36 protein-coding genes are annotated in these 25,707 nt (G+C 58.6%); 5 read left to right on the forward strand and 31 right to left on the reverse strand.

From position 1 onward, the window contains the following. Window positions 1–29: 29 nt before the first annotated feature. Genes argB through ACR0FG_RS19235 form a run of 3 tightly spaced genes read left to right on the forward strand, consistent with a single transcriptional unit; the run spans window position 30 to window position 2,088 of the window. Window positions 30–893, forward strand: coding sequence for an acetylglutamate kinase (gene argB / locus ACR0FG_RS19225; RefSeq protein ID WP_170716704.1), 864 nt, complete (start codon window positions 30–32; stop codon window positions 891–893). A 20-nt stretch (window positions 894–913) separates the two neighbouring features. Continuing rightward, window positions 914–1,594, forward strand: coding sequence for a ferredoxin (locus tag ACR0FG_RS19230; protein ID WP_480894836.1), 681 nt, complete (start codon window positions 914–916; stop codon window positions 1,592–1,594). After that, window positions 1,591–2,088, forward strand: a complete 498-nt coding sequence (locus ACR0FG_RS19235; RefSeq protein WP_480894839.1) for a SixA phosphatase family protein — start codon at window positions 1,591–1,593, stop codon at window positions 2,086–2,088. Before ACR0FG_RS19230 ends, ACR0FG_RS19235 begins: the two co-directional genes overlap by 4 nt. 63 nt (window positions 2,089–2,151) lie before the next feature. Here the strand turns inward: ACR0FG_RS19235 and ACR0FG_RS19240 are convergent, their stop codons facing one another. The 19 genes from ACR0FG_RS19240 to ACR0FG_RS19330 form a co-directional block, all read right to left on the reverse strand. After that, window positions 2,152–2,943, reverse strand: coding sequence for an amino acid ABC transporter ATP-binding protein (locus ACR0FG_RS19240; protein WP_480894841.1), 792 nt, complete (start codon window positions 2,941–2,943; stop codon window positions 2,152–2,154). 12 nt (window positions 2,944–2,955) lie between these two features. Continuing rightward, window positions 2,956–4,254, reverse strand: coding sequence for an amino acid ABC transporter permease (locus ACR0FG_RS19245; RefSeq protein ID WP_480785233.1), 1,299 nt, complete (start codon window positions 4,252–4,254; stop codon window positions 2,956–2,958). 3 nt (window positions 4,255–4,257) lie between these two features. Then, complete coding sequence (locus ACR0FG_RS19250) at window positions 4,258–5,490, reverse strand: ABC transporter permease subunit (protein WP_170716695.1); 1,233 nt, start codon at window positions 5,488–5,490, stop codon at window positions 4,258–4,260. A 123-nt stretch (window positions 5,491–5,613) separates the two neighbouring features. After that, window positions 5,614–6,633: an amino acid ABC transporter substrate-binding protein gene (locus ACR0FG_RS19255; RefSeq protein WP_170716693.1), complete on the reverse strand. Its 1,020-nt coding sequence runs from the start codon at window positions 6,631–6,633 to the stop codon at window positions 5,614–5,616. Window positions 6,634–6,841: 208 nt separating this feature from the next. Then, window positions 6,842–7,549 carry an ATP12 family chaperone protein gene (locus ACR0FG_RS19260; protein ID WP_480894843.1) on the reverse strand — a complete coding sequence of 236 codons (708 nt, stop codon included), beginning with the start codon at window positions 7,547–7,549 and terminating at the stop codon, window positions 6,842–6,844. 3 nt (window positions 7,550–7,552) lie between these two features. Next, window positions 7,553–8,224 carry an HAD-IA family hydrolase gene (locus tag ACR0FG_RS19265; protein ID WP_480894845.1) on the reverse strand — a complete coding sequence of 224 codons (672 nt, stop codon included), beginning with the start codon at window positions 8,222–8,224 and terminating at the stop codon, window positions 7,553–7,555. After that, window positions 8,221–9,264, reverse strand: coding sequence for an RluA family pseudouridine synthase (locus tag ACR0FG_RS19270; protein ID WP_480894847.1), 1,044 nt, complete (start codon window positions 9,262–9,264; stop codon window positions 8,221–8,223). Before ACR0FG_RS19270 ends, ACR0FG_RS19265 begins: the two co-directional genes overlap by 4 nt. A gap of 102 nt (window positions 9,265–9,366) precedes the next feature. Continuing rightward, window positions 9,367–10,686, reverse strand: coding sequence for a replication-associated recombination protein A (locus tag ACR0FG_RS19275; RefSeq protein ID WP_480894849.1), 1,320 nt, complete (start codon window positions 10,684–10,686; stop codon window positions 9,367–9,369). Between the two features lie 3 nt (window positions 10,687–10,689). Beyond that, window positions 10,690–12,075, reverse strand: a complete 1,386-nt coding sequence (locus ACR0FG_RS19280; protein WP_480894851.1) for a trypsin-like peptidase domain-containing protein — start codon at window positions 12,073–12,075, stop codon at window positions 10,690–10,692. Between the two features lie 131 nt (window positions 12,076–12,206). Beyond that, entirely contained in the window at window positions 12,207–12,626 is a 420-nt protein-coding gene (gene rplQ, locus ACR0FG_RS19285; protein WP_170334079.1) for a 50S ribosomal protein L17, read from the reverse strand. A 162-nt stretch (window positions 12,627–12,788) separates the two neighbouring features. Continuing rightward, entirely contained in the window at window positions 12,789–13,805 is a 1,017-nt protein-coding gene (locus ACR0FG_RS19290; RefSeq protein ID WP_010437127.1) for a DNA-directed RNA polymerase subunit alpha, read from the reverse strand. A gap of 114 nt (window positions 13,806–13,919) precedes the next feature. Then, complete coding sequence (gene rpsK / locus ACR0FG_RS19295) at window positions 13,920–14,309, reverse strand: 30S ribosomal protein S11 (RefSeq protein ID WP_170462414.1); 390 nt, start codon at window positions 14,307–14,309, stop codon at window positions 13,920–13,922. A 15-nt stretch (window positions 14,310–14,324) separates the two neighbouring features. After that, on the reverse strand, window positions 14,325–14,693 hold the full coding sequence (gene rpsM / locus ACR0FG_RS19300; protein WP_170377641.1) for a 30S ribosomal protein S13: 369 nt from the start codon (window positions 14,691–14,693) through the stop codon (window positions 14,325–14,327). A 200-nt stretch (window positions 14,694–14,893) separates the two neighbouring features. After that, on the reverse strand, window positions 14,894–15,538 hold the full coding sequence (locus ACR0FG_RS19305) for an adenylate kinase (protein WP_170716678.1): 645 nt from the start codon (window positions 15,536–15,538) through the stop codon (window positions 14,894–14,896). Continuing rightward, complete coding sequence (secY, locus tag ACR0FG_RS19310; protein ID WP_480894853.1) at window positions 15,535–16,899, reverse strand: preprotein translocase subunit SecY; 1,365 nt, start codon at window positions 16,897–16,899, stop codon at window positions 15,535–15,537. Before secY ends, ACR0FG_RS19305 begins: the two co-directional genes overlap by 4 nt. A 109-nt stretch (window positions 16,900–17,008) precedes the next feature. Beyond that, entirely contained in the window at window positions 17,009–17,482 is a 474-nt protein-coding gene (gene rplO, locus ACR0FG_RS19315; RefSeq protein ID WP_170515937.1) for a 50S ribosomal protein L15, read from the reverse strand. A gap of 215 nt (window positions 17,483–17,697) precedes the next feature. Continuing rightward, a complete protein-coding gene (locus ACR0FG_RS19320; RefSeq protein ID WP_170716673.1) occupies window positions 17,698–17,913 on the reverse strand; it encodes a DUF1127 domain-containing protein in 216 nt (71 codons plus the stop codon). Window positions 17,914–18,148: 235 nt separating this feature from the next. Then, window positions 18,149–18,403, reverse strand: a complete 255-nt coding sequence (locus tag ACR0FG_RS19325) for a hypothetical protein (protein ID WP_170716672.1) — start codon at window positions 18,401–18,403, stop codon at window positions 18,149–18,151. Between the two features lie 77 nt (window positions 18,404–18,480). Beyond that, complete coding sequence (locus ACR0FG_RS19330) at window positions 18,481–18,819, reverse strand: hypothetical protein (protein WP_480894855.1); 339 nt, start codon at window positions 18,817–18,819, stop codon at window positions 18,481–18,483. Window positions 18,820–19,188: 369 nt separating this feature from the next. Between ACR0FG_RS19330 and petA the strand changes: the two genes are divergently transcribed. Next, complete coding sequence (gene petA / locus ACR0FG_RS19335; RefSeq protein WP_480894857.1) at window positions 19,189–19,788, forward strand: ubiquinol-cytochrome c reductase iron-sulfur subunit; 600 nt, start codon at window positions 19,189–19,191, stop codon at window positions 19,786–19,788. A gap of 54 nt (window positions 19,789–19,842) precedes the next feature. Here petA and rpmD read toward each other — a convergent pair whose 3' ends face one another. The 11 genes from rpmD to rpmC all read right to left on the reverse strand — a co-directional run bounded on the left by rpmD (window position 19,843) and on the right by rpmC (window position 24,179). Beyond that, window positions 19,843–20,031, reverse strand: coding sequence for a 50S ribosomal protein L30 (rpmD, locus tag ACR0FG_RS19340; RefSeq protein WP_480894859.1), 189 nt, complete (start codon window positions 20,029–20,031; stop codon window positions 19,843–19,845). 13 nt (window positions 20,032–20,044) lie between these two features. After that, window positions 20,045–20,608: a 30S ribosomal protein S5 gene (gene rpsE, locus ACR0FG_RS19345; RefSeq protein WP_170798222.1), complete on the reverse strand. Its 564-nt coding sequence runs from the start codon at window positions 20,606–20,608 to the stop codon at window positions 20,045–20,047. 170 nt (window positions 20,609–20,778) lie between these two features. Then, window positions 20,779–21,138 (reverse strand): 50S ribosomal protein L18, encoded by a 360-nt coding sequence (rplR, locus tag ACR0FG_RS19350; RefSeq protein ID WP_170356678.1) that lies wholly within the window; start codon window positions 21,136–21,138, stop codon window positions 20,779–20,781. An 11-nt stretch (window positions 21,139–21,149) separates the two neighbouring features. Beyond that, complete coding sequence (gene rplF, locus ACR0FG_RS19355; RefSeq protein ID WP_480534935.1) at window positions 21,150–21,683, reverse strand: 50S ribosomal protein L6; 534 nt, start codon at window positions 21,681–21,683, stop codon at window positions 21,150–21,152. A gap of 11 nt (window positions 21,684–21,694) precedes the next feature. Further along, complete coding sequence (gene rpsH, locus ACR0FG_RS19360; RefSeq protein WP_010437099.1) at window positions 21,695–22,087, reverse strand: 30S ribosomal protein S8; 393 nt, start codon at window positions 22,085–22,087, stop codon at window positions 21,695–21,697. Window positions 22,088–22,100: 13 nt separating this feature from the next. After that, window positions 22,101–22,406, reverse strand: coding sequence for a 30S ribosomal protein S14 (gene rpsN / locus ACR0FG_RS19365; RefSeq protein WP_010437098.1), 306 nt, complete (start codon window positions 22,404–22,406; stop codon window positions 22,101–22,103). 19 nt (window positions 22,407–22,425) lie between these two features. After that, window positions 22,426–22,986: a 50S ribosomal protein L5 gene (gene rplE, locus ACR0FG_RS19370; protein WP_170716661.1), complete on the reverse strand. Its 561-nt coding sequence runs from the start codon at window positions 22,984–22,986 to the stop codon at window positions 22,426–22,428. Next, a complete protein-coding gene (gene rplX / locus ACR0FG_RS19375) occupies window positions 22,979–23,290 on the reverse strand; it encodes a 50S ribosomal protein L24 (protein ID WP_155148683.1) in 312 nt (103 codons plus the stop codon). The genes rplE and rplX overlap by 8 nt, the downstream gene beginning before the upstream one ends. 2 nt (window positions 23,291–23,292) lie before the next feature. Beyond that, window positions 23,293–23,661, reverse strand: coding sequence for a 50S ribosomal protein L14 (gene rplN / locus ACR0FG_RS19380; RefSeq protein WP_008757934.1), 369 nt, complete (start codon window positions 23,659–23,661; stop codon window positions 23,293–23,295). Window positions 23,662–23,737: 76 nt separating this feature from the next. Continuing rightward, the gene (gene rpsQ / locus ACR0FG_RS19385) at window positions 23,738–23,968 is read right to left on the reverse strand and encodes a 30S ribosomal protein S17 (protein WP_068340771.1); all 231 of its coding nucleotides are present in this window, start codon (window positions 23,966–23,968) and stop codon (window positions 23,738–23,740) included. A 4-nt stretch (window positions 23,969–23,972) separates the two neighbouring features. Then, on the reverse strand, window positions 23,973–24,179 hold the full coding sequence (gene rpmC, locus ACR0FG_RS19390) for a 50S ribosomal protein L29 (protein ID WP_010437082.1): 207 nt from the start codon (window positions 24,177–24,179) through the stop codon (window positions 23,973–23,975). Between the two features lie 255 nt (window positions 24,180–24,434). Between rpmC and ACR0FG_RS19395 the strand changes: the two genes are divergently transcribed. After that, window positions 24,435–24,806, forward strand: a complete 372-nt coding sequence (locus ACR0FG_RS19395) for a hypothetical protein (protein ID WP_480894861.1) — start codon at window positions 24,435–24,437, stop codon at window positions 24,804–24,806. Window positions 24,807–24,890: 84 nt separating this feature from the next. Here ACR0FG_RS19395 and ACR0FG_RS19400 read toward each other — a convergent pair whose 3' ends face one another. Continuing rightward, window positions 24,891–25,511, reverse strand: coding sequence for a 2OG-Fe(II) oxygenase family protein (locus tag ACR0FG_RS19400; RefSeq protein ID WP_480894863.1), 621 nt, complete (start codon window positions 25,509–25,511; stop codon window positions 24,891–24,893). Window positions 25,512–25,707 lie beyond the last annotated feature (196 nt).

Consider the following 25,707-nt stretch of genomic DNA (forward strand, 5'->3'; position numbering starts at 1 on the left):
CTAACACGGTGGGCCAGAGGGACTTAGCCATGAAGACAAGAGACATGAACCGGGACTGGATCGCCACCGCAGCCACACTCAACAGCGCGTTGCCATATCTGCAGCGCTACGATGGCGCGATTGTCGTCATCAAGCTGGGCGGCCACGCCATGGGCAGCGACGAGGCGATGGAAAGTTTTGCGCGCGACGTGGTGCTGATGCGTCAGGTGGGTGTGAACCCGGTGATAGTGCATGGCGGCGGGCCGATGATCAACGCGATGCTCGGCAAGCTGGACATTCAGTCTGAATTTGTGGGCGGCAAACGCGTGACCGACAAAGCCACCGTTGAAGTGGTCGAGATGGTCCTGTCCGGCCTTGTGAACAAGCGCATCGTGCAGGCGATCAACGGTCAGGGTGGGTCTGCTGTAGGACTGTCGGGCAAGGATGCGAACCTGATGATCTGCGACCAGACCGATCCGTCGCTGGGGTTTGTGGGCTCTCCCTCGCAGATGAACCCCAAGGTGCTGCATGACCTGTTTTCGCATGATGTGATCCCCGTGATCGCGCCTTTGGGTGCTGGCCGGGATGGAGAGACGTTCAACGTCAATGGCGACACGGCTGCGGGGGCGATTGCCTCGGCATTGAAGGCGGATCGCCTGCTGCTGCTGACCGATGTTTCGGGTGTCAAGAACGCCGCCGGAGACGTTGTTACAGAATTGAAAGCCGGACAAATCCGCGAGATGACACTGGAAGGCACCATCGCGGGCGGTATGATCCCCAAGACAGAAACCGCGCTGGATGCGCTGCATAGCGGTGTACGGGCGGTGGTCATTCTGGATGGACGCGCCCCGAACGCCGTGCTGTTAGAGCTGTTTACCGAGCACGGCGCGGGCTCGCTGATCCGGCCTGATTGATTGGCACAAGGGGGCGCAACATGAACGGGTCGAGCACCTCCGCACTTACCAACCCAGATTTCACGCGCGTTGAACAGGCGGCACAGGCCGCTGGTCTGATCGTGATGGGCGCGCTGCATCCGCAACGGGTGCAGGCCAAGCAGCTTGATTCAGGCACCCTGATCCTGCTGGGCACCGCTGGCGCATTTTGGCCAGTGCTGAAAGCCGCACCGGAATGGGGTGGGCCTGATCCGGTGGATCGCTGGTCAACGCGGGTGATCGGACAGATGGCGCAAGAGCTGGGCGCGCAGGCGCATTTCCCCTTTGGCGGGCCACCCTACGCGCCCTTCATCGACTGGGCGCTGAAATCCGGGCGGGCGTTCAGCAGCCCGGTTGGGGCCTTGGTGCATGATACGGTGGGCATGATGATCTCGTACCGGGGCGCGCTGCATTTTGCCGGGGAGTTCGATATCCCCGAGACCGCAGGCGTATCGCCCTGCACCACCTGCCCTGCCCCCTGCGCCACAGCCTGCCCGGTCGAGGCGCTGAACATCAAGGAATTCTACAACGTCGCCGCCTGTCATGACCATTTGAATACACCGGAGGGCCAGACCTGCATGACCGGCGGTTGTCTGGCGCGGCTGGCCTGCCCACTCAGCGCCGGTGCTGCACGTGACCCGGAACAATCCGCCCACCATATGAGGGCCTTTCACCCGTCATGACCCGCACCCTGATCCTGACCCGCCACGCGAAATCCAGTTGGGATGATCCCACGCTTGGCGATCATGACCGGCCGCTAACCAAGCGTGGGCGCAAATCGGCCACCGCAATCGGGGCGTGGCTGCGTGAACATGGCTGGCTGCCGGATGAGGTGCAAAGCTCGACATCTGCGCGCACCCGCGAGACGTGGGAGCGAATGGGGTTACAGGCCGACAAGGTCTCGTTTCACCGCGACCTCTACCATGCGGGCGTGCTGGCCATGCTGACGCAGCTGAGGCAGGCCACCGGGCAGACCGTTCTGATGCTGGGGCACAACCCCGGCATAGCGGATTTTGCTGAACGTCTGGTGCGGCAGGCGCCGGATCATGAGCGGTTCTTTGACTACCCGACCTGCGCGACGACGGTGATCCGGTTTGATATCGCGGATTGGGTGGGTTTGGAATGGCGCAGCGGCGAGGTTCAGGGCTTTGTCATCCCACGCGCGTTGCTGGAATAGAAAAAGACGAGGGGTGCCCCTCGCCTTGATCTTGCGCAGATGGGGTGGAACCCTATCCTACTTTTAGTGACCCAGAATCTGGCTGAGGAACAGCTTGGTCCGCTCGCTCTGCGGGTTGTTGAAGAACTCTTCGGGTTCGTTCTGTTCCACGATCTGACCGGCATCCATAAAGATCACGCGGTTGGCGACCTGACGGGCAAAGCCCATCTCGTGCGTCACACACAGCATGGTCATACCTTCCTCGGCCAGTTCGATCATGGTGTCGAGCACCTCTTTGATCATCTCGGGATCCAGCGCCGAGGTCGGTTCATCGAACAGCATGATCCGGGGCATCATGCACAGGCTTCGCGCAATCGCCACACGCTGCTGCTGACCACCTGAAAGCTGGCCGGGATACTTCAGCGCCTGATCCGGGATTTTCACCTTTTCCAGGAAATGCATTGCGCGCTCTTCGGCCTCTTTCTTGGGCGTCTTGCGCACCCAGATCGGGGCCAGCGTACAGTTTTCCAGAATGGTCAGATGCGGGAACAGGTTGAAGTGCTGGAATACCATGCCAACCTCGGACCGGATCTTGTCGATGTTTTTCAGGTCATTCGACAATTCGGTGCCGTCCACGATGATCGTGCCCTGCTGATGCTCTTCCAGCGCGTTCAGACAGCGGATCAGGGTGGATTTGCCCGAGCCCGACGGGCCCGCAATAACAATCCGCTCGCCCTGATTGACGGTCAGATTGATGTCGCGCAGCACGTGGAAGGACCCGTACCACTTGTTCATGCCGTTGATTTCGATGGCGACCTCGTCGCTCACCTGCATCTTCGAGCGGTCGATTTCGCGTTCTACTGCAAGTTCAGACATGTGTTGAACTCCTTAGTGATGATCCGTGGCAAGGCGACGCTCGAGCCACTGGGAATATTGAGAAATGCCGTAACAGACGACGAAGAACAGAAGCGCGGCAAAGCCCAGAAGCTCCCAATAGACGCCGTTCCATTCGGTTGACGCCAGGATGGGGCCCCGGATCATGCCCACCAGATCGAACATCGAGATGACCGAAACCAGTGTGGTATCCTTGAAAAGGCCCACGGCCACGTTCACGATACCCGGGATCGAGATCTTCAGAGCCTGCGGCAGGATGATCAGCCGCATCGCCTGCGGATAATCCAGGCCCAGACTATCTGCTGCCTCGTACTGTCCACGTGGAAGCGCTGCCAGACCGCCGCGGATCACCTCGGCGATATAGGCGGCCGAGAACATTGTGATCATGATCACGACGCGCAGGAACAGGTCGACCGTGCTGTCAGGCGGGAAGAAATACGCCAGCATCACCGAAGCAACAAACAGCAGCGTGATCAGAGGCACACCGCGCACGAATTCGATGAAGATGACGCAGACCCACTTGATCAGCGGCATGTCTGACTGACGACCCAGTGCCAATGCAATGCCCAGAGGGATCGACAACGACACACAGGTCACACCCAGCATCATGTTCAGCATGAACCCGCCAAGATCACGACTGGGCACAGCGGTAAGCATAGCGCCTTCGTTGGCATCCTCGGGGATCAGAGCCCCGCCAACATTCCAGATGATCAAAGCGACAATGATCGCCCCGAAAAAGCCAGCCGCAAAGCTGTTCCGGCCAAGTTTCTGGAACACCGCACCTGCTGCGACACAGCCCACAAGTGCAACGATGGGAACCAGTATGGTGCCCCCCCAGATCAGCCAGAAGGCGATAAACGGGTAGAGTGCAGTGAAGATTAGCAGCTTGCGCGGCAGGTCGAAGAACAGAACCGGCGCAAACGCAACCAGCATCAGCACAAACGCCAGATTGGGGCGCCAGTAGGCCTCATCCGGGTATTTGAACCCGTAGATCAGCTGCGGCCAGCGTTCCGTCAGAACGGCGAAACAGGCCCCGGTTTTACCTGCCAAAATCTCGCGGCATTCGGCCAACGAGTTAGCATTCCAAACCCCATTCAGAATCCACGGCAGTGTGTTCTTCAAAACGAGGTAGATCAGCACCAGCGAGAGCACGGTTAGGATCGTGTTCGTCGCGCCCGAGAACAGGTTCTCGCGCAGCCATTTGACGATTCCGGTTTCGTTTGCCGGGGGTGGCGACGGAGGGATGGTGCCATCGGCCACAAATGCGATCGGGTTTGTTGATTGATCAGCCATGGCTCAGCGCTCCTTCAACTTGACGGATGCGTTGTAGATGTTCATCACCATCGAGATCAGCAGTGAAGCTGTCAGATAGAACAACATCAGCAACAGCACACATTCAATCGCGCGACCGGTCTGGTTCAGCGTGATACCGCCCAGCGTGGCGGTGATATCCGCATAGCCAACCGCAATCGCAAGCGAGGAGTTCTTGGTGATGTTCAGATACTGCGAGATCAGCGGCGGGATGATCACCCGCAACGCCTGCGGCAGGATCACCAGATTCATGATCCGGCCCGGACGCAAACCAAGAGCAGCCGCCGCCTCGGTCTGGCCTTTCGAAATGGCCTGAATGCCCGCGCGCACGTTTTCCGCGATAAAGGCACCGGTGTAGATCGACAGGGCGAACCACAATGCGATCAGAGGACCACCAACCTTGATGCCACCGCTGAAGTTAAAGCCTTTCAGTTCGGGGACATTCCAAGTCAGGCCCATCAGGAACATGAGGATCACGAACGGCACCAGCCAGACCGCCAATTTTGGCAGCAGCGTCTTTGGACGCTCACCCGTTTCCTCTTGTTTCAGTGTCGCGCGTTTTTCGATTTCCTTGGAAACAAACCAGGATCCAACCAAAACGACGAGGACCAGAACCCAGTTCAGGAAAGTCGAACTGAAGAACCCGTTTGTGAGGTCAGGACGGGGTATGTATACGCCCCTGTTCGTGAACGCGAAAAGATCCAGAACCATGCTGGAGGTCGGATTGTCACCCCGGAAGGCCCGCGGCCCAGGAAGCACCGCCGTCATGATGGTGAAGATGATGATAATCCAGATCAGAACCGGAATGTTCCGGAAGATCTCGACATATACTGCCATCAGTTTCGAGACGAGCCAGTTGTTCGACAGGCGCAGAACACCGGCGATCACTCCAAAAAACGTCGCGGTGATACAGGCAAGAAACGCCACCAGCAGTGTATTCAGAAGCCCAACGACAGCCGCACGCGCGTGCGAGGATTGGCTGTCGTATTCCACCAGAACCTGGTTGATATCATACCCGGCAGGGTCACCCAGGAAAGAATAAGAGATGTTCAGGCCAGCGGCCCGGAGGTTCTGGATCAGGTTGTTGCCCAGATACCAGATGCTAAGCGCAATAACGATGGCCGCGATCACCTGAAATGTCAGTGAGCGATAGCGGGTGTCGTTTATGAGCATAGACAACCGAAAGTCAGCTTTCGGTGGGTCAGTCATAGTTGACATATTTTGGAATCCCCGTGCTTTTCGGGTGCCACATTACCGGCGAGGTTTTCCCCGCTCTCGAGCAGCCCGTAGCATTCTGTTTTAAAAAGGGCGCAGGTTACCCTGCGCCCTTTTCAATGGATATTAGCGGAACGGCGGCGAGTACAGCAGGCCGCCATCGGTCCACTGGCCGTTCAGGCCACGTGCCAGACCGATCGGGGTTTCTTCACCGATGTTCTTGGCAAAGACTTCGCCGTAGTTACCATCAGCCGCAATTGCGCGCGCTGCCCAGTCGGCGTCCAGTCCCAGCATCTCACCCAGAGTGCCTTCGACGCCCAGCAGGCGCTTGACCTCAGGGTTCGCGTCGGCATTACCTGCCATCTCTTCGAGATTGACCGATGTGACGCCCAGCTCTTCTGCCGAGATCAGCGCGTTCAGAGTCCAGCGGACAACATCGCCCCACTCGTGATCGCCGTGGCGGACCAGCGGGCCCAGCGGCTCTTTCGAGATGATTTCGGGCAGGATGATGTGATCACCGGGGTTTTCGAAGGTAGCACGCGTTGCGGCCAGACCCGATGCGTCGGTGGTGTAGACGTCACACGCACCTGCCAGATACTGCTGCTGGCCTTCCGCGTTGGTTTCAACCGGAACCGGCTCATAGCTGATGTTGTTCGAGCGGAAGAAATCCGCCAGGTTCAATTCGGTCGTGGTGCCGGTCTGAACGCAAACGGTCGCACCGTCCAGTTCCTTGGCCGAGCTTACGCCCAGTGCCTTGGGAGCGAGAAAGCCCTGACCATCGTAGTAGTTGATACCCACGAATTCGAACTTCAGGTCGACGTCGCGGCTGAAGGTCCATGTGGTGTTACGGGCCAGCATGTCAATTTCGCCCGAAGCCAGCGCGGTAAAGCGTGTCTTACCGGTGGTCGGAACATATTCGACAGCGTTTGCATCACCCAGAACGGCAGCGGCAACAGCGCGGCACATGGAAACGTCAAAGCCTTTCCATTCGCCATTCGCGTCAGGCGCTGCGAAACCGACCAGGCCGGTGGTAACGCCACAGTTCAGCTTGCCGCGTGCCTTGACGTCATCCACAGTGCCCGCCGCAGCTGCGCCAGCAGCCAGACCGGCAATCGTTGCCGCGCCCAAGATTACGGATTTTTTCATTTTTACCTCTTCCTGATTGTCCGCGCCCTTTTGAAGGCACGGTTCGATCCGGCACTCCCATGCCAGACAGGTTACCCAAAAGGTGTCTCCCCTTTAGTGGCCTGAGTTTGGGCGTATTCATCAACAAACGTCAAGGGCAGGATCAGCTAAAACAATGGATCAATCATGCTGGTTTATAGTGTCGCGCGATAAAAAGGGGCGGAAAGGATCAAAACGATAGATCGTAGAAGCGCTTGGCGTGCAAAAAGGCCGCCCGCTTTGTTTCCGCAGCCGCATGAGCTTCGTCGTCATGGCCCCATTGTTCAGTCTGCCATGTCTCGTCCAGGCGCGAGATCGCCCAGATTTCGTCCGCGTCGCGCCAGTTCTGCGCCGCTGCAAAACCCAGAATCAAGCTGCCTGACAGGCTGACAAGGTCATGAAACGCTGCCAGCTGGAACGCGTCCATTGCATGAACCCGCTGCCGCAGGGCCGCAAGCGCATTCGCCGGTTGCGGCTGATGCACGACGCCCATCACTGGGATGAGACGCGCAGCAAGCGTCTCGGCCGCCCAATCCAGCACCGGATCCCATTGATCCGCCTGCCGCTGCTGCAGCGTTTCGGGGTGCGTGGCGCGGTAGCACAGCAAATCCGAATCGCCGTAATCGGCCAGCATGTCCGCAACCTCGGCCCGCTGATGCTGCACCTTGTCGATCGCTGCATTGGCGGACCGGGTGAAGGGCATGGTGGTCGGATCGACCTCTTTCTCCTGCGCATCCCATTCGGCGGCCACCGCCTCGGCCATTGCACGGGTGGGCAGGATCAAAGCTGCCTTGGCAGGTGTTTTGACACGGCGACCATCCAGTTCGACGGTGTATCCTTCGCCATCCGCGACCACCGCGACGGATGTCCAGAAGCGTTTTGGTTTCCAGTCGCTCATCTTTTAGTCCCAAATCCTGGCCAGTGTATCCGGCAATTGATCAAATTGGTCGATCATGTACGCCGCCGAATGCATCGCGTCGGGCTTGTGGTAGCCCCAACTGACACCGATCCCGGTCACGCCAGCCGCTGCGGCCATTTCCATGTCATAGCTCGTATCACCGATCATCACCGTATCGCCTGATGCCACGCCGGTTTCTGACAAGGCCGTTTCGATCATTGAGGGATGCGGTTTTGACGGGTGATGATCCGCAACCTGTCGGGTCACAAAGAATGACCCAAGATCGTGGGCCTCAAGCAAGGCGTCCAGACCACGCTGGGATTTTCCGGTGGCGACCCCAAGCAGAACTTCCGGCGATTGGTGCAACGCTTCGATTACATCGCGCGCGCCGGGATAGAGCGGAGAGCGTGCAGCGCCCTGTTCCAGCCGGTGCGCGTGGTAGGCGTGCTTGTATCCGTCAACCAGTCGTGCCTGAACCTCGGCAGACTGATCGGGTGCCAGTCGCGCCATAGCCTGCGGCAGTGACAAACCCACGATTGACAACGTGGCCACCCGGTCCGGCGCAGGTAGTGAAAGCGCCTGAAAACTGGCGGTCATCGCTGCAACGATGCTGCCCTGACTGTCAACCAGCGTGCCATCGACGTCAAACAGCACCAGCCTGAGCCTTGCGCTCATTGCAGGGCCTCAAACGGATCGTCAGCGGCCAGATCTTCGGTCCAGCCCAACGTGTCCCAACTGTCTTTCATGTGCTCGGGCAAGGGCGCGGTTATGGTGATCGTTTTATGAGATGCGGGATGCTCAAAAGACAATCGCCGCGCGTGCAGATGCAGTTTCCGGCTGATGACCCCGCCCAGTTGCGCACCCCAGCCATCGCCAAGGTTTTCCTGCCCCGAGCCGCCATATTTGCCGTCTCCGATAATCGGATGCCCGATCGCGGCCATGTGTGCCCGCAGCTGATGCGTCCGTCCTGTGACCGGCTCCATTGCCACCCAGGCGGCACGGCCTGCAACCCGGTAAAGCGTGGCGTAAAGTGTATGCGCGCGTTTTGCACCGGGGGTATCGTTGACCTCGCTGGGATGCACCGCGATCATCTTTTCGCCCTCACCCTGCTTGCCATGACCCGGAGCCTTCACCAGCCCGGTCTTGATCTCGCCCAGATAAGGCGTCGGCACTCCCGCAACCAAGGCCCAATAGATCTTACGCGTGTTACGATGCCGGAATGCTGCAGTCAGCCCTTTGGCCGCCTCGCGCGTGCGGGCCATCAGCAGAACGCCCGATGTGTCTTTGTCGAGCCGATGCACAAGGCGCGGATTTTCATCGAGCCCAAAGCGCAGGGCCTCGGACAGGCTGTCGACATGGCGGGTCTGGCCGCTGCCGCCCTGAACCGGCAGGCCATGCGGCTTGTTCAGCGCCAGAACGTGATCGTCGCGGTAAATCACGCAGGATTGGATCATCTTGGCATCCGCATCCGAAATACGGCGCTTGACCTCGGCAGGCTTGTGATCGGCATCCGGCAGAGGCGGTACACGCACGACCTGCCCGGCCTCCAGCCGCGTCGATGCTTTGACCCGGCCGCCGTCCACGCGCAGCTCTCCCTTGCGGCACATCTTTTCGATGCGCCCCTGACCCACATGCGGGAACATGCGCCGCAGCCAGCGGTCCAGCCGCTGGTCGCTGTCGCCCTCGGCGACGGTGATCATCTGTACGCCACTCATGCCATTGCCCCTTGTCCCGCGCGGCTGACCCGCCCGGTTTGCATCTGTGTCAGTGCCTGAAAAACCTGCGCGTCTGTCGCGCGCCTAGGGCAAAGAGTCAAGTCAGCCCTGAACCGGGCCACGCTGCGCGCGCAGTTTGCCGAAATACTCCAGCCGTTTTTTCAACTCGCGCTCGAACCCGCGTTCGACGGGCTGATACAGAACCGGGCGCTTCATGTCCTCGGGGAAGTAATTCTGCCCTGAAAACCCATCTTCGGCGTCGTGATCATAGGAATAGCCCGCGCCATATCCCTGATCTTTCATCAACGATGTCGGCGCGTTCAGGATGTGCTTGGGCGGCGGTTCACTGCCCGACTGTTTGGCCAGCCGCATCGCCGCCTTATAGCCGACATAGGCCCCGTTCGATTTCGGAGCCAATGCCAGATAGACCAACGCCTGCGCCAGCGCCAATTCGCCCTCGGGCGAGCCGAGGCGTTCGTATGTCTCCCACGACTGAAGGCAGATCGCCTGTGCCTGCGGATCGGCCAGACCGATATCTTCGACTGCCATCCGCGTGATCCGACGCGCAAGATAGCGCGGGTCTTCGCCCCCGGTCAGCATCCGAGCAAACCAGTAAAGCGCGGCATCCGGATCAGACCCGCGCACCGATTTGTGCAGGGCTGAGATCAGGTTGTAATGCTCATCCCCCGACTTGTCGTATTTGGCTGCCCGCCGCATCAGCCGGGTCGACAGCGCATCCGGATCCAAAGGTGCGTCGACCTTCCATGCCGAGACCTGCTCGATCAGGTTCAGCAAAGCCCGCCCGTCACCATCCGCCATTTCCTGCAGGGCATCCCGCGCCGCCGCAGTCAAAGGCAAAGCGCGGCCAAGCTCTTTCTCGGCGCGCTGGGTCAGATGTTCCAGATCACCAAGCCCAAGCCGTTCCAGAACCAACACCTGCGCCCGGCTGAGAACAGCGGCGTTCAACTCGAACGACGGGTTTTCGGTGGTCGCGCCCACCAGCAGGATGGTCCCATCCTCCATATGCGGTAGAAACCCGTCTTGCTGCGCCTTGTTGAAACGGTGGATTTCATCGACAAACAGCAGTGTCCCCTGACCGTTCTGACACCGGATTTTCGCGGCTTCAAAGACCTTCTTCAGATCCGGAACACCCGTGAATATCGCGCTGATCTGCACGAAATGTAGGTCCGTTTCCTGCGCCAACAACCGCGCAATCGTGGTCTTGCCAACCCCGGGCGGCCCCCAGAACACAAGGCTGGACAAGCTGCCCGAGGCCAGCATTACACCCAGTGGCGCGTCAGGGCCCAGCACCTGTTGTTGCCCGATCACCTCAGCCAAAGTTTGCGGGCGCAACCGGTCAGCCAGCGGGCGGTGCGGTGCCTCGGCGGGTTCGGACGAACCAGTATCGAACAGATCAGCCATCAATCACAACCGGAACCGCAGCGACACTGACCGCCCACCGCGCAAAATATCCATATTCAACCTGCGCCCCGGATCGGTCAGGGCTTTGACCACATCGGCGGGGCGCGCGATCCCTGCGCCGTTGATGACACTCAGAACGTCGCCAGCGCGCAGGCCCGCGCGGCCTCCGTATGGGCCGGGATCAACAACAACCACGCCTTTTTGCGACAGGGACAAGCCAAATCGAGTAATGGTCACAGGGTTGATCCGCGCAACAGTCAGATCCGGCAGCACCGTTTCTTCGCCCAGCGTGGTCTCTTGGGCTGCAGGCGTGTCTGGTGCTTTGATCAGGGCAACCTCGACCTCGGCGCTGTTATCCCCGCGCAGACGCGTCAGGACCGAGGTTCCGCCCACGCCCGCAACCGACATGCGGAACTTCATCTCGGCGGGGGAGTTGACCTCATCCCCGTCTACATGGGTGACAACGTCACCAACACGCAGACCGGCCTGTGCCAGCGGGCTCAGGTCATGCATGTCCGAAATGACGACACCAAGCGGGATGGCAAGGCCCAGAGATTCAGCGATATCCGCGCTCATATGCTGACCTGAAACACCGGCCCACGGGCTGATGAAGCTTTCATTGCCCGCCTTGGCCTGCCGCAAAAATTCCGCCACCAGATTGGCCGGAATGGCAAAGCCGATCCCGTTGGACCCGCCCGAGCGCGTCAGGATTGAGGTGTTGATCCCGATCAGATCACCGTTCACATCGATCAACGCGCCGCCCGAGTTTCCCGGATTGATCGCCGCATCGGTCTGAATGAAATAGCCCCGCGCATTGCCCGTAGCCGTCCCGGTCCGCGCCAGCCCCGAGATGATGCCCGACGACACGGTTTGACCCACGCCAAACGGGTTGCCGATGGCGAGCGCCAGTTCGCCCACTTCGACATGGTCGGAATCGCGCAAGTCCAGGTGCGGCAGGCCCTCGGCCTCGTCCAGACGCAGGATCGCTATGTCGCTTTCCCTGTCGCCCAGCACCACCTGCGCCGAGTATTCGCGGCGGTCTGTTGTGACAACGCGGATCTCGGTCGCCGTGCCAACGACGTGGTAGTTGGACACGACATACCCATCGGTCGAAAGGATGACACCAGACCCCAGCGAGTTCTGCACACGCTGTCGCGGCTCATTGAACCCACGGCCAAAGAAGTCCTGAAAGAACGGGTCCGAGAACAGCGGATTGACCCGTCCCTCGCGCACGATCTTGGCGTAGATATTGACCACAGCAGGCGCGGCCTGCTTGACCACCGGTGCAAAGCCAAGGCTGATTTCGGCCTGCGACTGCGGCACCTTGGTTTCGGCATGACCGGTGGTGGCAAGCGTCAAAAGCGCCAATGTTATAAGGGTACGGATCATGGAAGCTCCGGTTTTTGGGTCAGCCAAGATATGCTGGCCCCGGACCATGATTGCAAGCCAGCGATGCACCAAAAGAAAAACCTCCGCCCGGTTGCCCGAACGGAGGTTTCTGATCAGCACTGTCCCTGATCTTATTCTTCTGCTGCCTCTTCGGCCGCAACGCGTGCCTTGTCGGCTGCGCCTTTGGCGTCGACGTCACGATCAACGAATTCGATGATCGCCATCGGGGCCATGTCGCCATAGCGGAAGCCTGCTTTCAGGATGCGGACATAGCCGCCCTGACGCTCGGCGTAGCGGGGGCCCAGAACTTCGAACAGCTTCGCGACGTCCTTGTCTTCTTTCAGCTGTGCTGCGGCCTGACGGCGAGCGTGCAGGTCGCCGCGCTTGCCCAGAGTGACCAGCTTTTCGATGATCGGGCGCAGTTCTTTTGCCTTGGGCAGAGTTGTCTTGATCTGCTCATGTTCGATGAGCGAGCCAGCCATGTTCGCAAACAGAGCCTTGCGGTGCTCATGAGTACGGTTCAGGCGGCGATAACCACGTGCGTGACGCATTTTCTTAATCCTTCTTTAGCGTTTTGCTTTGTCTGGCCGGCGATGCGTGTCACCGGCTCTCCTTGGGGCGGGATTGCCCGGATCTTTCGTTTTGTACGCCCCGCACAGGGCGGAGCGTCCGTTTTGTACAAACCGTAAGCCGGGCTTCAGCCCGGCAACGGCTTAAAAGGCGTCTTCGAATTTCTTCGCCAGATCTTCGATGTTGTCGGGCGGCCAGTCCTCGACATCCATGCCGAGGTGCAGACCCATGCCGGACAGCACTTCCTTGATCTCGTTCAGCGACTTGCGGCCGAAGTTCGGGGTGCGCAGCATCTCGGCTTCGGTCTTCTGGATCAGATCGCCGATGTAGACGATGTTGTCGTTCTTCAGGCAGTTTGCCGAACGGACCGACAGCTCCAGCTCGTCGACTTTCTTGAGCAGCAGCGGGTTGAACTCCAGACCATCGTCTTCGTCCTGACGGCCAGCCGATTCCGGCTCGTCGAAGTTGACGAAGATCGACAGCTGATCCTGCAGGATACGCGCGGCAAAAGCCAACGCGTCTTCCGGCGTGATCGAACCGTCGGTGTCGATCTTGAGGGTCAGCTTGTCATAGTCCAGTACCTGACCTTCGCGGGTCGGCTGAACGTCATAGGCAACCTTTTTGACCGGCGAATAGATCGCGTCGATCGGGATCAGGCCGATGGGTGCGTCTTCGGGCTTGTTCTTTTCAGCCGAGACGTAGCCCTTGCCGGTGTTGACGGTCAGTTCCATGAACAGGTCGGCGCCATCGTCCAGGTGGCAAATGACGTGGTCGCGGTTCAGAACCTCGATACCGGCGCTTTCGCTGATGTCGCCAGCGGTGACAACTGCGGGGCCTTTGGCATTGATCGACAGGCGCTTGGGGCCTTCGACTTCCATGCGCAGGGAAACGCCCTTGAGGTTCAGGATGATGTCGGTGACGTCTTCACGAACGCCCGCGACCGAGGAGAACTCGTGCAAGACGTTGTCGATCTGAACGCTGGTGATAGCCGCGCCTTGCAGCGAGCTCATCAGAACGCGGCGCAGCGCGTTGCCCAGCGTCAGACCAAAGCCACGCTCCAGCGGTTCAGCAACCAGGGTTGCCTGACGTGCAGGGTCGTTGCCCGGCTTGCCGTCCAGTTGGGTCGGCTTGATCAATTCTGCCCAATTCTTGTGGATCATGTAATCCCTCCATTCCTGTCCGCGCCCCATGACCAACAAGGTGCAGACGCCCGAGGTTCAAAATGACGTGCTGGGGCCGTGCAAAAACACAGCCCCAGCCAAATTCGAAATCGCTTAGACGCGGCGGCGCTTCGGCGGGCGGCAGCCGTTGTGAGCGATCGGGGTCACGTCGCGGATCGACGTGATGTTGAAGCCCACCGCAGCCAGAGCGCGCAGAGCCGATTCACGACCCGAACCGGGGCCCTGAACTTCGACTTCCAGCGTCTTGACGCCATGTTCCTGCGCCTTCTTGCCTGCATCTTCTGCAGCCATCTGAGCCGCATAAGGCGTCGATTTCCGCGAACCCTTGAAGCCCATGGTACCGGCAGACGACCACGAGATGGCGTTGCCCTGTACGTCCGAGATCAGGATCTTGGTGTTGTTGAAGGTCGAGTTCACATGGGCAACGCCCGATGCGATGTTCTTACGCTCTTTGCGCTTGATGCGAGTCTTGTCGCGTGCCATCGGTCAGACCCCCTCTTATTTCTTCTTACCGGCAATGGCCTTTGCGGGGCCTTTGCGGGTACGAGCGTTGGTGTGGGTGCGCTGACCGCGAACCGGCAGGTTGCGGCGGTGACGCAGACCGCGATAGCAGCCCAGGTCCATCAGGCGCTTGACGTTCATCTGAACTTCGCGACGCAGGTCACCTTCGACGGTGAAGTTTTCGTCGATGAATTCGCGGATTTTCAGAACTTCGGCGTCGGACAGTTCGTTGACGCGACGGGTCGCTTCAATGCCCACGGCTTCGCAGATCGCTTTGGCCGAGGTGTTGCCGATACCGGTGATATATGTGAGGGCGATTGGTACCCGCTTTGCAGTCGGGATGTTTACGCCGGCAATACGTGCCACGTGTCACTTTCCTTTTCGTTGCGGTTCCGTAACTCCAGAACCTTTTTTCACAACGCTTGACCGTGGCAGTGTGGCCAGAGGGTCCAGCATTATTCGAGGTGGTCGGGGCGGTTGGGACGAATCCCGCACGCAGTCTTGATTCCCTTTAGGGATGGGGGTCGATATGGGCTTTTGGCAACGCCGTCAAGCCCATATTGGTTTCAACCCAGAACAGCCTCGATCGACGCTCTGACCTCTTTGATATCCGCCAACCCATTGACGGGGCGCAGATCGCCTTTGGCGTAGTAATAGCCAATCAGCGGCGAGGTCTTTTTGTAGTATTCCATCAGACGCGTGCGCAGGCTGTCTTCGTTGTCGTCGGCGCGGCGGGTGAACTCTTTTTGCTCACCGCAATTGGTGCAGCGACCATCTGCGGGGATCGGTTTGGTGTGGTCGTTATAGACCTCGCCGCAACCGGAACAGGTGGATCGTGCGGTGATCCGGTCGACCAGCGCGTCATCGTCAACGCGCATTTCGATCACGGTGTGCAGGGACTGGCCCAGCTTGGTCAGCAGGGCCGACAGCGCATCGGCTTGTGCCAGTGTCCGGGGGAAGCCGTCAAAGATGAAACCGGCCCCTTTCTGGGTGGTCAGTTTCTCTTCGATCAGGCCGATCACGATCTCATCCGTAACCAGCTTGCCCGCGTCCATGATGGCGGCAACCTTCTGGCCCATTTCCGTGCCTGAGGTCTTGGCCTCGCGCAACATGTCTCCGGTGCTGAGTTGCACCATACCGCGGGTTTCAACCAGGTGACGCGCCTGCGTTCCTTTGCCTGCCCCCGGGGGGCCGAGAAGAATGATGTTCATCGACGAGCTGTTCCCTTCCTGTTGCGTTTCTTACCCTTGCCGCGCAGCTGGGACTTTTCAATCAGCCCTTCGTATTGATGCGCAAGCAGATGGCTTTGGACCTGCTGGATCGTGTCCATGGTCACCGAGACAATAATCAGCACGGATGTGCCGCCGAAATAGAACGGGATGGCAAACTGTCCGCGCAGGATTTCAGGCAGCAGGCAGACCGCCGCCAGATAGGCCGAGCCCAGAACCAGCACGCGGTTGACCACGTATTCCAGATATTCGGCGGTTTTCTTGCCCGGACGGATACCCGGCACAAATCCGTTCTGCTTTTTCAGGTTGTCCGCCACATCGTCCGGTTTGAACGAGACGTTGAACGTATAGAAATACGCAAAGAACACGATCATCGAGGCGAAGAACAGCAGGTAAAGCGGCTGTCCGGGGCCAAAGTTGGCCAGCAGCCACGACATGACCGGTCCGTTGGTCGCACCCGACGAGAAGGTCGAGATCGTCACCGGCAGCAGCAGCAGCGAGCTGGCAAAGATCGCCGGGATCACGCCCGCCGGGTTCACTTTGACCGGCAGGTGGCTGGAGCCACCTTCATAGATTTTCATCCCGGCTTGACGGCGCGGGTATTGGATATGGATCTTGCGCAGGGCCCGTTCCATGAACACCACGAATGTAATCACGGCGATGACCATGATGATCACACCCACGATCACGGCGGGGCTGATGGCTCCGCTGCGTCCGCTTGCAAAGAACTGGGCCAGCGCGGCCGGAACCTCGGCGATGATGCCGACGAAGATGATCAGAGAGATGCCGTTGCCGATGCCGCGTGCGGTGATCTGTTCACCCAGCCACATCAGGAACATGGTGCCGCCGACCAGCGTGATCATGGTCGAGAAGCGGAAATAGAGCCCCGGATCGGTCGCCAGATCGCCCGATTCCAGCGAAACGGCCAGACCATAGGCCTGAACGGTGGCCAGCGCCACTGTGCCGAAACGGGTGTATTGGTTGATCTTCTTGCGGCCCTGCTCGCCCTCTTTCTTGAGCTGTTCGAGCGCGGGAACCATGGATGTCAGCAGCTGCACGATGATCGAGGCCGAGATATAGGGCATGATGCCGAGGGCAAAGATACCCATCCGCCCCAGCGCCCCGCCGGTGAACATCGAAACCATGCCGCCGATGCCTTGCCCCGCCTGTTCCATGAACTCACGCAGGGCTTGCCCGTCAATGCCCGGCACCGGAATGAAGGTGCCCAGACGATAGACGATCAGCAAGGCCAGCGTGAACAGGATGCGGTTGCGCAGATCGGTGGCTTTACCAAGGGCAGACCAGCTTGTGTTGGCTGCCATTTGTTCTGCTGCTGATACCATAAATCGGTCTCTCTTATGCAAACACCGCCCGGAACCGTTTTCCGGCTCGGGCGGCGTCTTGGAAAACTCTGAGGTCTATGTAAGCGGGTCTTGGCCCGCTCACAAGCGCTTACTCTGCCGCAGCAGCTTTTGTGACCGTCAGTGAACCGCCCGCTTTTTCGACTGCTTCAACAGCAGATTTCGAAGCACCAGTGACTTCCAGGTTCACTTTGGCGGTAATTTCACCTTTGGCCAGAACGCGGACACCGTCCAGCTTGCGGCGGACCAGACCGGACGCAACCAGAGCGTCTTCGGTGATCGCAGCCTTGGCGTCCAGCTTGCCGGCGTCGACGAATTTCTGGATCAGACCCAGGTTGATAACGGCGAATGCCTTGCGGTTCGGCTTGTTGAAGCCACGCTTGGGCAGGCGCTGATACAGCGGCATCTGGCCGCCTTCGTAGCCGTTGATGGCCACACCCGAACGGGATTTCTGACCTTTGATACCACGGCCACCCATTTTACCTTTGCCGGAACCGGGACCGCGGCCAACGCGTGTCCGTTTCGGGGCTGCGCCGGGGTTGTCGCGCAATTCATGCAGTTTCATATCGCTTCTCCTTAGCCGGATGTGGCCCCCGAAGCGTGATGGGCCAACCACGGCGTTTCTTGGTTTTGATTCTCGTGGACACAAGTTCCACCGGGGCGGGTTACAGTGTCGGCGCAATCTTTGCAAGCAATGATCGCCGTTCCCGCCATCCGCGTACCCGCAGAAAACAAAAGAGGCGCCAGACGGCGCCTCGGGTTCGCTTACAGTGGCCGGGATTACGCGGAATAGACGTGGTGATGCGCGATGTCGCTTATATCGCAACGGCGCACGCCGATATCGTCCAGTTCCCGATCGCTCAGGCTTTGCAGTTCCGAATAGGTGCGGCTGTATTCCGCACGCAGGGCGTTTTGTTCCTTGAGCTTTGCAAAGAAGCCCGCGATGCGGCCGGTCAGGTTGAAGCCGCCATGTGTCAGTGTTGCTGTATGTGCCATATCTCTGTTCCTTTGTGATATCGGGGCGCATTCCCCGAATTGCTTTCATGCGTTCCTTGATTGGACAGGGCTGAGATAGGCAGGGCAGAGTGCGCCAACAACGGGTGTTTTGGTCTAGCCGCTATGCGTTTGGTGAATGGCGGAGTACGGTCGATGGGTGCTGCGCAACGTGGGCAAAGCGCAGGCTGCGCAACACCTGGATCATGTATGTGGTGAACTGACGGCAGCGACAGGTTCAGAAATTGTCGTTGCTGGCCGTTTTCGAAGGCGCGACAGGGACGATCCGGACGGATTGTTTGCCATCTTCACGTTCGCAAATGTAAAGCACGTGAAGGGTTTGTTCAGCATCCCCTGCGTGAACCTTGTCGACCAGATGCTTGCCGCCCACATCGGTGCAGGAGGCCATCCAGCTTGCAAGCGCCTGCCCTTCAGTCATTGACCATCCAAGGCCCGGTGTGAAGGCCAGTGTAAAAAGAAGAAGGTTTTTCATATTCGTTACCTTGTTTTACTCGTAAACATTCAAAATTTTTCCGCGACCCAAACAATGGGTGCGTGGACGATGGATATTCAGCTCGCCCGTCTTGTGACCATGTCAGATGAGTGCGGCATGGCATCTGTTGCACATCGCTCGGGCTTTGGCAGATCAGAAACCTGTCTGGCATCCAGAAGCTGACTGGCCTGATACACGCAGATTGCCCGTTGAAATATCTTTTCGACCAGCGGCGAAGGACAGTTCGACTGCGCGCAATCGTCAAGCTCAACGGTCAGCGTTTTCAGAAATTCCGAAGGCAGGCCTTTGACCACATCGTTCAAAGCCGCGGTCAATCCGGCATGTCCCTGATCAAGTCCCCGCTGATACGCGGCACTCGGCTCTGGACAGGCCAGAGCAAAAAAATCACTACTCACCACACGTCACTTTCTTACATACCTGAGCGCCAGACACACGACGCTGCGAACTCACTATCGTGGTTCTTTATCGGTATAGACTGTGGCGAAGTGGTGGCGGGAATCCGGTTGCGGCGGGAAATCTGTTCAAGGTTACGTGAGGTAATATTCAAGTTGGGTGGGGCTGGGCTGGTGCGGGTTGCTGCATGTGTGGCACGCGTGGGTGGCGGTCAAACATGAGGCCCAGACAATAAGGCGCTTGGCCGCGCTCTTGGATGATCTCGACCTGATGCGAGATTGCTTTTGGAAGTGATCTTTGATCCCCCCGCTGCATATCTACCCAATGTTCCATTTTCTGATACACTCAACTGCAGTCAAAATGCGGGCGTCATGATACGTAGGGACTTTCTGTTTTTTGGGGGCGCAACCGGTCTGGCCATTCAGGCGCGCAGCGCGTTTCCACAAACCTGGAGCGAGCGGCATAAGCGCTCTCTGCCTGTCGAGGTGGCGAAAGTTGATCTGAATGGGCTTGATCCCGGCCAGCAGCTATTGCTCATGTTTTGGGACGGCCCGGTAACCGTCCGATACAGAACACAAGAAGAAGTCGAAGCGGCGCGTTCAACGCCGCTTGCGGAATTGCGTGACAAGTGGGCGCGAAACGCAAATCTGCGTGCAGATGCACCGGCTACCGATAAAAACAGATCGTTTGGCGAGAATGGCCGTTGGTTGATCTACCGTCCGATCTGTACGCATCTGGGGATTGTGACCCTGCCTTCGATTCACCCCATCGGAGATGAACCGTACTGGATCAATTGCCCGACACATGGTGGACGGTATGACTCGGCAGGGCGCGTACGGGCGGGTCCGGCACCAGAAAACCTGCCAATCCCGCCTGTTCGGTTTCTTCCAAATGGAATACTGGAAATTCGTTCTGGCGACAGTTTTAGCAACGAAAAGGCGGTTCGTGAGTTACACCCGTCTGAATGGTAAAAACGCCCCTGACCAGGGTCAGAGGCGTTTCTCATTTCTTCAACGAACTTGCGTTTAGCCGCGTTCTTCGATGATTTCGACCAGATGCGGGATCTTGTTGATCATGCCGCGGACCGAAGGGGTATCTTCCAGTTCGCGGGTGCGGTGCATCTTGTTCAGGCCCAGACCGATCAGGGTTGCGCGCTGTTCGGCGGGGCGGCGGATCGGCGAGCCGACCTGCTTGACGACGATGGTTTTTGCCATTGTTCGCTACTCCTTACGCTTCGGCTTCGGCCGGTGCTTCGTCCCGCTTGGGCAGGATGTCAGCAACCTTTTTGCCGCGACGCTGTGCAACCGAACGCGGGCTCTGCTCTTTCTGCAGGCCGTTGATGGTGGCGCGGATCATGTTGTACGGGTTCTGCGAGCCCAGCGACTTGGACACAACGTCCTTAACGCCCAGCATTTCGAACACGGCACGCATCGGACCACCGGCGATGATACCGGTACCTTCAGGCGCGGTGCGCATAACCACTTTACCGGCGCCGTGACGGCCCTCGATGTCGTGGTGCAGGGTGCGACCTTCGCGCAGTTGCACGCGGATCATCTGACGCTTGGCTTGTTCGGTTGCCTTGCGGATGGCCTCAGGTACTTCTTTCGCTTTACCTTTGCCAAAGCCGACGCGGCCTTTCTGATCGCCGACAACCACCAGAGCGGCGAAGCCAAAGCGCTTACCACCTTTTACGGTTTTCGACACGCGGTTGATTGCGACCAGGCGATCTGCAAATTCCGGTGCTTCTTCACGGTCGCGGCCACGGCCCCGACGGTTTTCACGTTCTGCCATTTGGCATCCCTTTTCTCATGTGGCGTTGTGACGCCGTTTTCTTCAATCGAAGTGGGCTGGAAGCCCCCCGATCATCGAGGCAAGTGACCTTGCCTTCAAGTGCCGGTGCCGGGCTGAAGCCCGGCCTACGGCGTCGTCTTTGGTAGGCCGGGCTTCAGCCCGGCACACCATCAGATCTTCAGACCACCTTCACGCGCGGCGTCGGCAACTGCCTTCACCTTGCCGTGGAACAGGAAGCCACCACGATCGAAATAGGCCTCTTCTACGCCTGCCTTTTTGGCACGCTCGGCGATGGCCGCGCCCACTTTGGTGGCCGCTTCGACGTTGTTCTTGCCAACGACGCCCAGATCTTTTTCCAGGGTCGAGGCTGCAGCCAGGGTCACGCCACGAACGTCGTCGATCAGCTGAACGCTGATGTTCTTGTTCGAACGGTGAACCGACAGGCGTACACGGCCCGCGTTGACCTTGCGAAGTTTGTTCCGAACGCGCAGGCGGCGCTTCAGAAACAGGGTTCTTTTGCTGTTTGCCATTGTTTGCGTCCTTACTTCTTCTTGCCTTCCTTGCGGAAGATGAACTCGCCCTTGTAGCGGATGCCCTTGCCTTTGTACGGCTCGGGACGGCGCCATTCGCGGATTTTGGCCGCGACTTCGCCCACCTGCTGCTGGTCGATACCTTCCACAACGATCTCGGTCTGCTTCGGCGCGGTGATGGTGACACCTTCCGGAGCAACGAAATCAACATCGTGGCTGTAGCCCAGGTTCAGCTTCAAGGTGTTGCCCTGCATCTGAGCCCGGTAACCAACACCCTGGATCTCCAGCTCTTTTTTGAAGCCTTCGGTCACACCGGTTACCAGGTTGGCAACCATGGTGCGGCTCATGCCCCACTGCTGGCGGGCACGCTTGGACATGCCACGAGGGTTGATTTGCACGACATTGTCTTCGACCGACAGCGTGACGTCATCGGTTGCGGTGAAGCTGCGGGTGCCTTTCGGACCTTTCACTTCGATGGTCTGACCCGACACAGAGGCGGAAACGCCGCTGGGCAGCTCGACCGGTTTTTTACCAATACGAGACATTGCAGACCTCCTTAGAAGACGGTGCAGAGCACTTCGCCGCCAACATTGTTGGAGCGAGCGTTTGCGTCCGACATCACACCTTTCGGAGTGCTGACAATCGACACGCCCAGACCCTGACGGACCTGCGGGATGTCATTGACGCCCATGTAGACGCGACGACCAGGTTTGGAAACCCGCTTGAGTTCGCGAATGACAGGGGTGCCTTCGTAGTATTTCAGGCTGATTTCGATGGCCGGATGACCGTTTTCACCGGTCGTCGCCTCATAGCCACGGATGTAACCTTCGTCCGCCAGCACGTCCAGAACCCAACCGCGCAGCTTGGATGCGGGGGTGGAAACGGTGGACTTGCCGCGCATTTGCGCGTTGCGGATACGGGTGAGCATATCGCCGATAGGATCATTCATATCTATGTCTCCCTTACCAGCTCGATTTCACCATGCCGGGGATCTGACCAGCAGAACCCAGCTCGCGCAGCGCGATACGGCTGACCTTCAGCTTACGGTAGTAAGCGTGGGGACGACCGGTCAGCTGACAGCGGTTGTGCAGACGGGTGGCCGAGCTGTTGCGCGGCAGTTTCGCCAGTTTCAGACGCGCTTTGAAACGCTCTTCCATCGGCTTGCTCTCGTCATTCGCGATTTCTTTCAGCTCGGCACGCTTTGCGGCATATTTGGCCACCAGGCGTTCGCGCTTCTTCTCGCGTTCGATCATTGCTTTTTTAGCCATGTCTCAATCCTCCCGGCGCTTACGCGTTGAACGGCATGTTGAACGCTTTCAACAGTGCCTTTGCTTCAGCGTCGGTGTTCGCTGTGGTGGTGATTACGATGTCCAGGCCCCAGACTTCATCGACCTTGTCGAAGTCAATCTCGGGGAACACGATGTGCTCTTTCATGCCCATGGCAAAGTTGCCACGACCATCGAAAGACGGCTTCACACCGCGGAAGTCACGAACACGCGGCATCGCGATGGTGATCAGACGATCCAGGAATTCGTACATCCGGTCGCCGCGCAGGGTCACTTTGGCACCCAGCGGCATGTCTTCACGGACGCGGAAACCCGCAATCGACTTTTTCGCCTTGGTTGCAACGGCCTGTTGACCGGCAATCGCAGTCAGATCCTCGACAGCAGCTTTCGCTTTCTTCGAGTCTTTGACAGCCTCAGCACCACAACCGATGTTCAGAACGATTTTTTCCAGCTTGGGCAGCTGCATGTCGTTCTTGTAGCCGAACTCTTCTTTCAGAGCGGCACGGATGGTTTCAACGTACTGAGCTTTCAGACGCGGGGTGTAGGTTGCGGTATCAAGCATCGATCACGTCCCCTGTGGTCTTGGCGAAGCGGACCTTTTTGTCACCTTCCATGCGGAAGCCAACGCGGGTTGCTTTGCCGTTCTTGTCCAGCAGAGCCAGGTTCGACAGCTCGATCGGGTTTGCCTGAGGCAGGCGGCCACCCTGGCTGTTCTGGGTCTGGCGGGTGTGGCGGATGGCGATGTTGATGCCATCGACAACAGCTTTACCGGCTTTGGGGTCAACCGAGGAAATGGTTCCCTCTTTGCCCTTGTCCTTGCCGGCCAGCACGACGACCTTGTCGCCTTTACGGAGTTTAGCAGCCATGATTACAGCACCTCCGGAGCCAGCGAGATGATTTTCATGAAGTTCTTGCCGCGCAGTTCGCGAACAACGGGGCCAAAGATACGGGTACCGACGGGCTCGTTGTTGTTGTTCAGGATGACGGCGGCGTTGCGATCAAAACGGATCGCGGTGCCGTCTTCGCGACGGACTTCTTTGGCGGTGCGTACGACGACGGCCTTGCGGACATCACCTTTCTTTACGCGGCCGCGCGGGATGGCTTCCTTCACCGAGACGACAATGATGTCGCCAACGGAGGCGTATTTACGCTTGGAACCACCCAGGACCTTGATGCACTGAACTCGGCGTGCGCCGGAGTTGTCAGCGACATCCAGATTGGTCTGCATCTGGATCATGTGGTTTCTCCCGACCTGTGGGGGCTGGTCTTGTTAAATCCCCCAGGGTTTCGACAAATGGAAAAGTCCCGGGGGCTTACGCCTCCAGAACCTCCCAACGTTTCGTCTTCGATTTCGGCGCGCATTCGATGATGCGGACTGTATCGCCGACCTTGAAGGCGTTCTTTTCATCGTGAGCCCGGTATTTCTTGGACTTACGGATGGTTTTCTTCAGAACCGGATGCGTAAAGCGGCGCTCGACGGATACGGTTACGGTCTGTTCGTTGGCGTCGCTGGTCACGGTGCCTTGCAGGATACGCTTGGGCATCTGATTACTCCTCGGATGCCGCTGCAGCGGCCTTTTCGTTCAGAATGGTTTTGACACGGGCAGCATTGCGGCGGGCCGCTTTGATACCGGCTGTGTTTTCCAGCTGACCGGTTGCCTGTTGAAAGCGCAGGTTAAAGCTTTCTTTCTTCAGGTTGGCCAGTTCCTCGCGGAGCTGGTCCGGGGTCTTGTCACGCAGTTCTTGGGCGTTCATCGCCTTTTTCCTTTGCTCAAAACACCAGAAGGCCCCGTACACGGGTCACCTTTGACCTGGTGGATGAATGATAGACATACGAATCGCCCGACAACGCCGGGAGACCGCAGGATGCCGCCGTATAAGGGTTTGGAGGGTGGGTGGCAAGAGGAAGTTTGGGGGCGATGAAATCAGACGCTAGGGCTTGCCCCAAACTGGGTGGCACACGTAACATCGAACCTGATTTTAATCCACCATTAATCATCGAGGTACTTTATGCCCTACTCAAAAACTTTACTTGTTATGTTCGCTATTTTGATATCTGCGACCTGCGTTTCAGCAGCGCCCGATGGGAAATGGACCCTGACCATTAATTCCAGCCGACCTTGGCAGATGGATATTGCTGTAAAAGACAACAATCCTCAGGTGCTTGCCGCGCATGGCATTACACCCGAAGGCATCAAGATCCGAAAGGTCACCAACGATCGGTTACAATTTGATGCGATTATTTCAAAGCAAGGAAGTTGTTCGTCGGGAAGCGTGATGAAATTCGATCTGAAGTTCAAAAACGGTGCTTACAGGTCCGGTTCGGTCAATGGAAATTGCATCGGATTTCCGAAGTTTCGCGCGCGGGTTTCAGCAAAATAGCAAGACGGCATCCTGACGAATGGGCTCCGCCCGTTCGCCCCTCAATCGCTCCACCGGAGCGATTGCCGCTTCGCGGATCGGAGCTCACTCCCACTTATAATTAAAACTCACCGAAATCCGCTCGTCCTCGGCCATGTTCATTGGCACCTCATGGCGCAGCCAGCTTTCCCACAGCAGGACGTCGCCCACCTGCGGCTTCATATAGATGAACGGCTGCAAATCGCGCCTCCCGCCCTTCAGACGCGTCGGCGCGGCCATCATGCGGCCTGAACGCGGATCTTCCAGTTTCAGCGCACTCGCGCCTTCGGGCATCGCAACATAGGTAGTGCCGGAAATGACGCTGTGCGGGTGCAGGTGGCTGGAGTGCATTCCGCCCTCGGGCAGGATGTTGATCCAGAGGTCTTCCAGCTTCAATTCGCCCTCACCCAGATCGAATTCCAGATCCTTGGCAAAGGCTGCGACGTGCTGGTCGAGCGCCGAGACCAGATCAGCGAAGATCGGGAAGCGCCAGGGCAGATCGGTCAGCGAGGCATAGCTGGTATAGCCAGGATAGCCGTTTTCCTCGCACCACTCCTGCCCGGCCTCATCATCCTCGGCGATGACAAGGCAAGAGCTTTCCAGTTCTTCCGCATCGATCTTGGGATCGAACTCGGACAAGGCGGCGCGGTAAAGACGGGTAACGAAGAGTGATTCAATCTGTGCCATGGCCTCGTCTTAAACCAGCGTTTCACCGAAGGCGATGGGTGTTTTGCGAGGCTCTGCCTCGCGCTCCGGGATATTTATGGACAGATGAAGAACGGACCCCCGTTTCATCTTTTCACAAATACTCCGGGGGAGACGCCGCAGGCGGCGGGGGCAGAGCCCCCATCATAAAAAAACCCCGGCCGGTGTCCCGACGGGG

Source organism: Ruegeria sp. E1, from assembly GCF_056534225.1.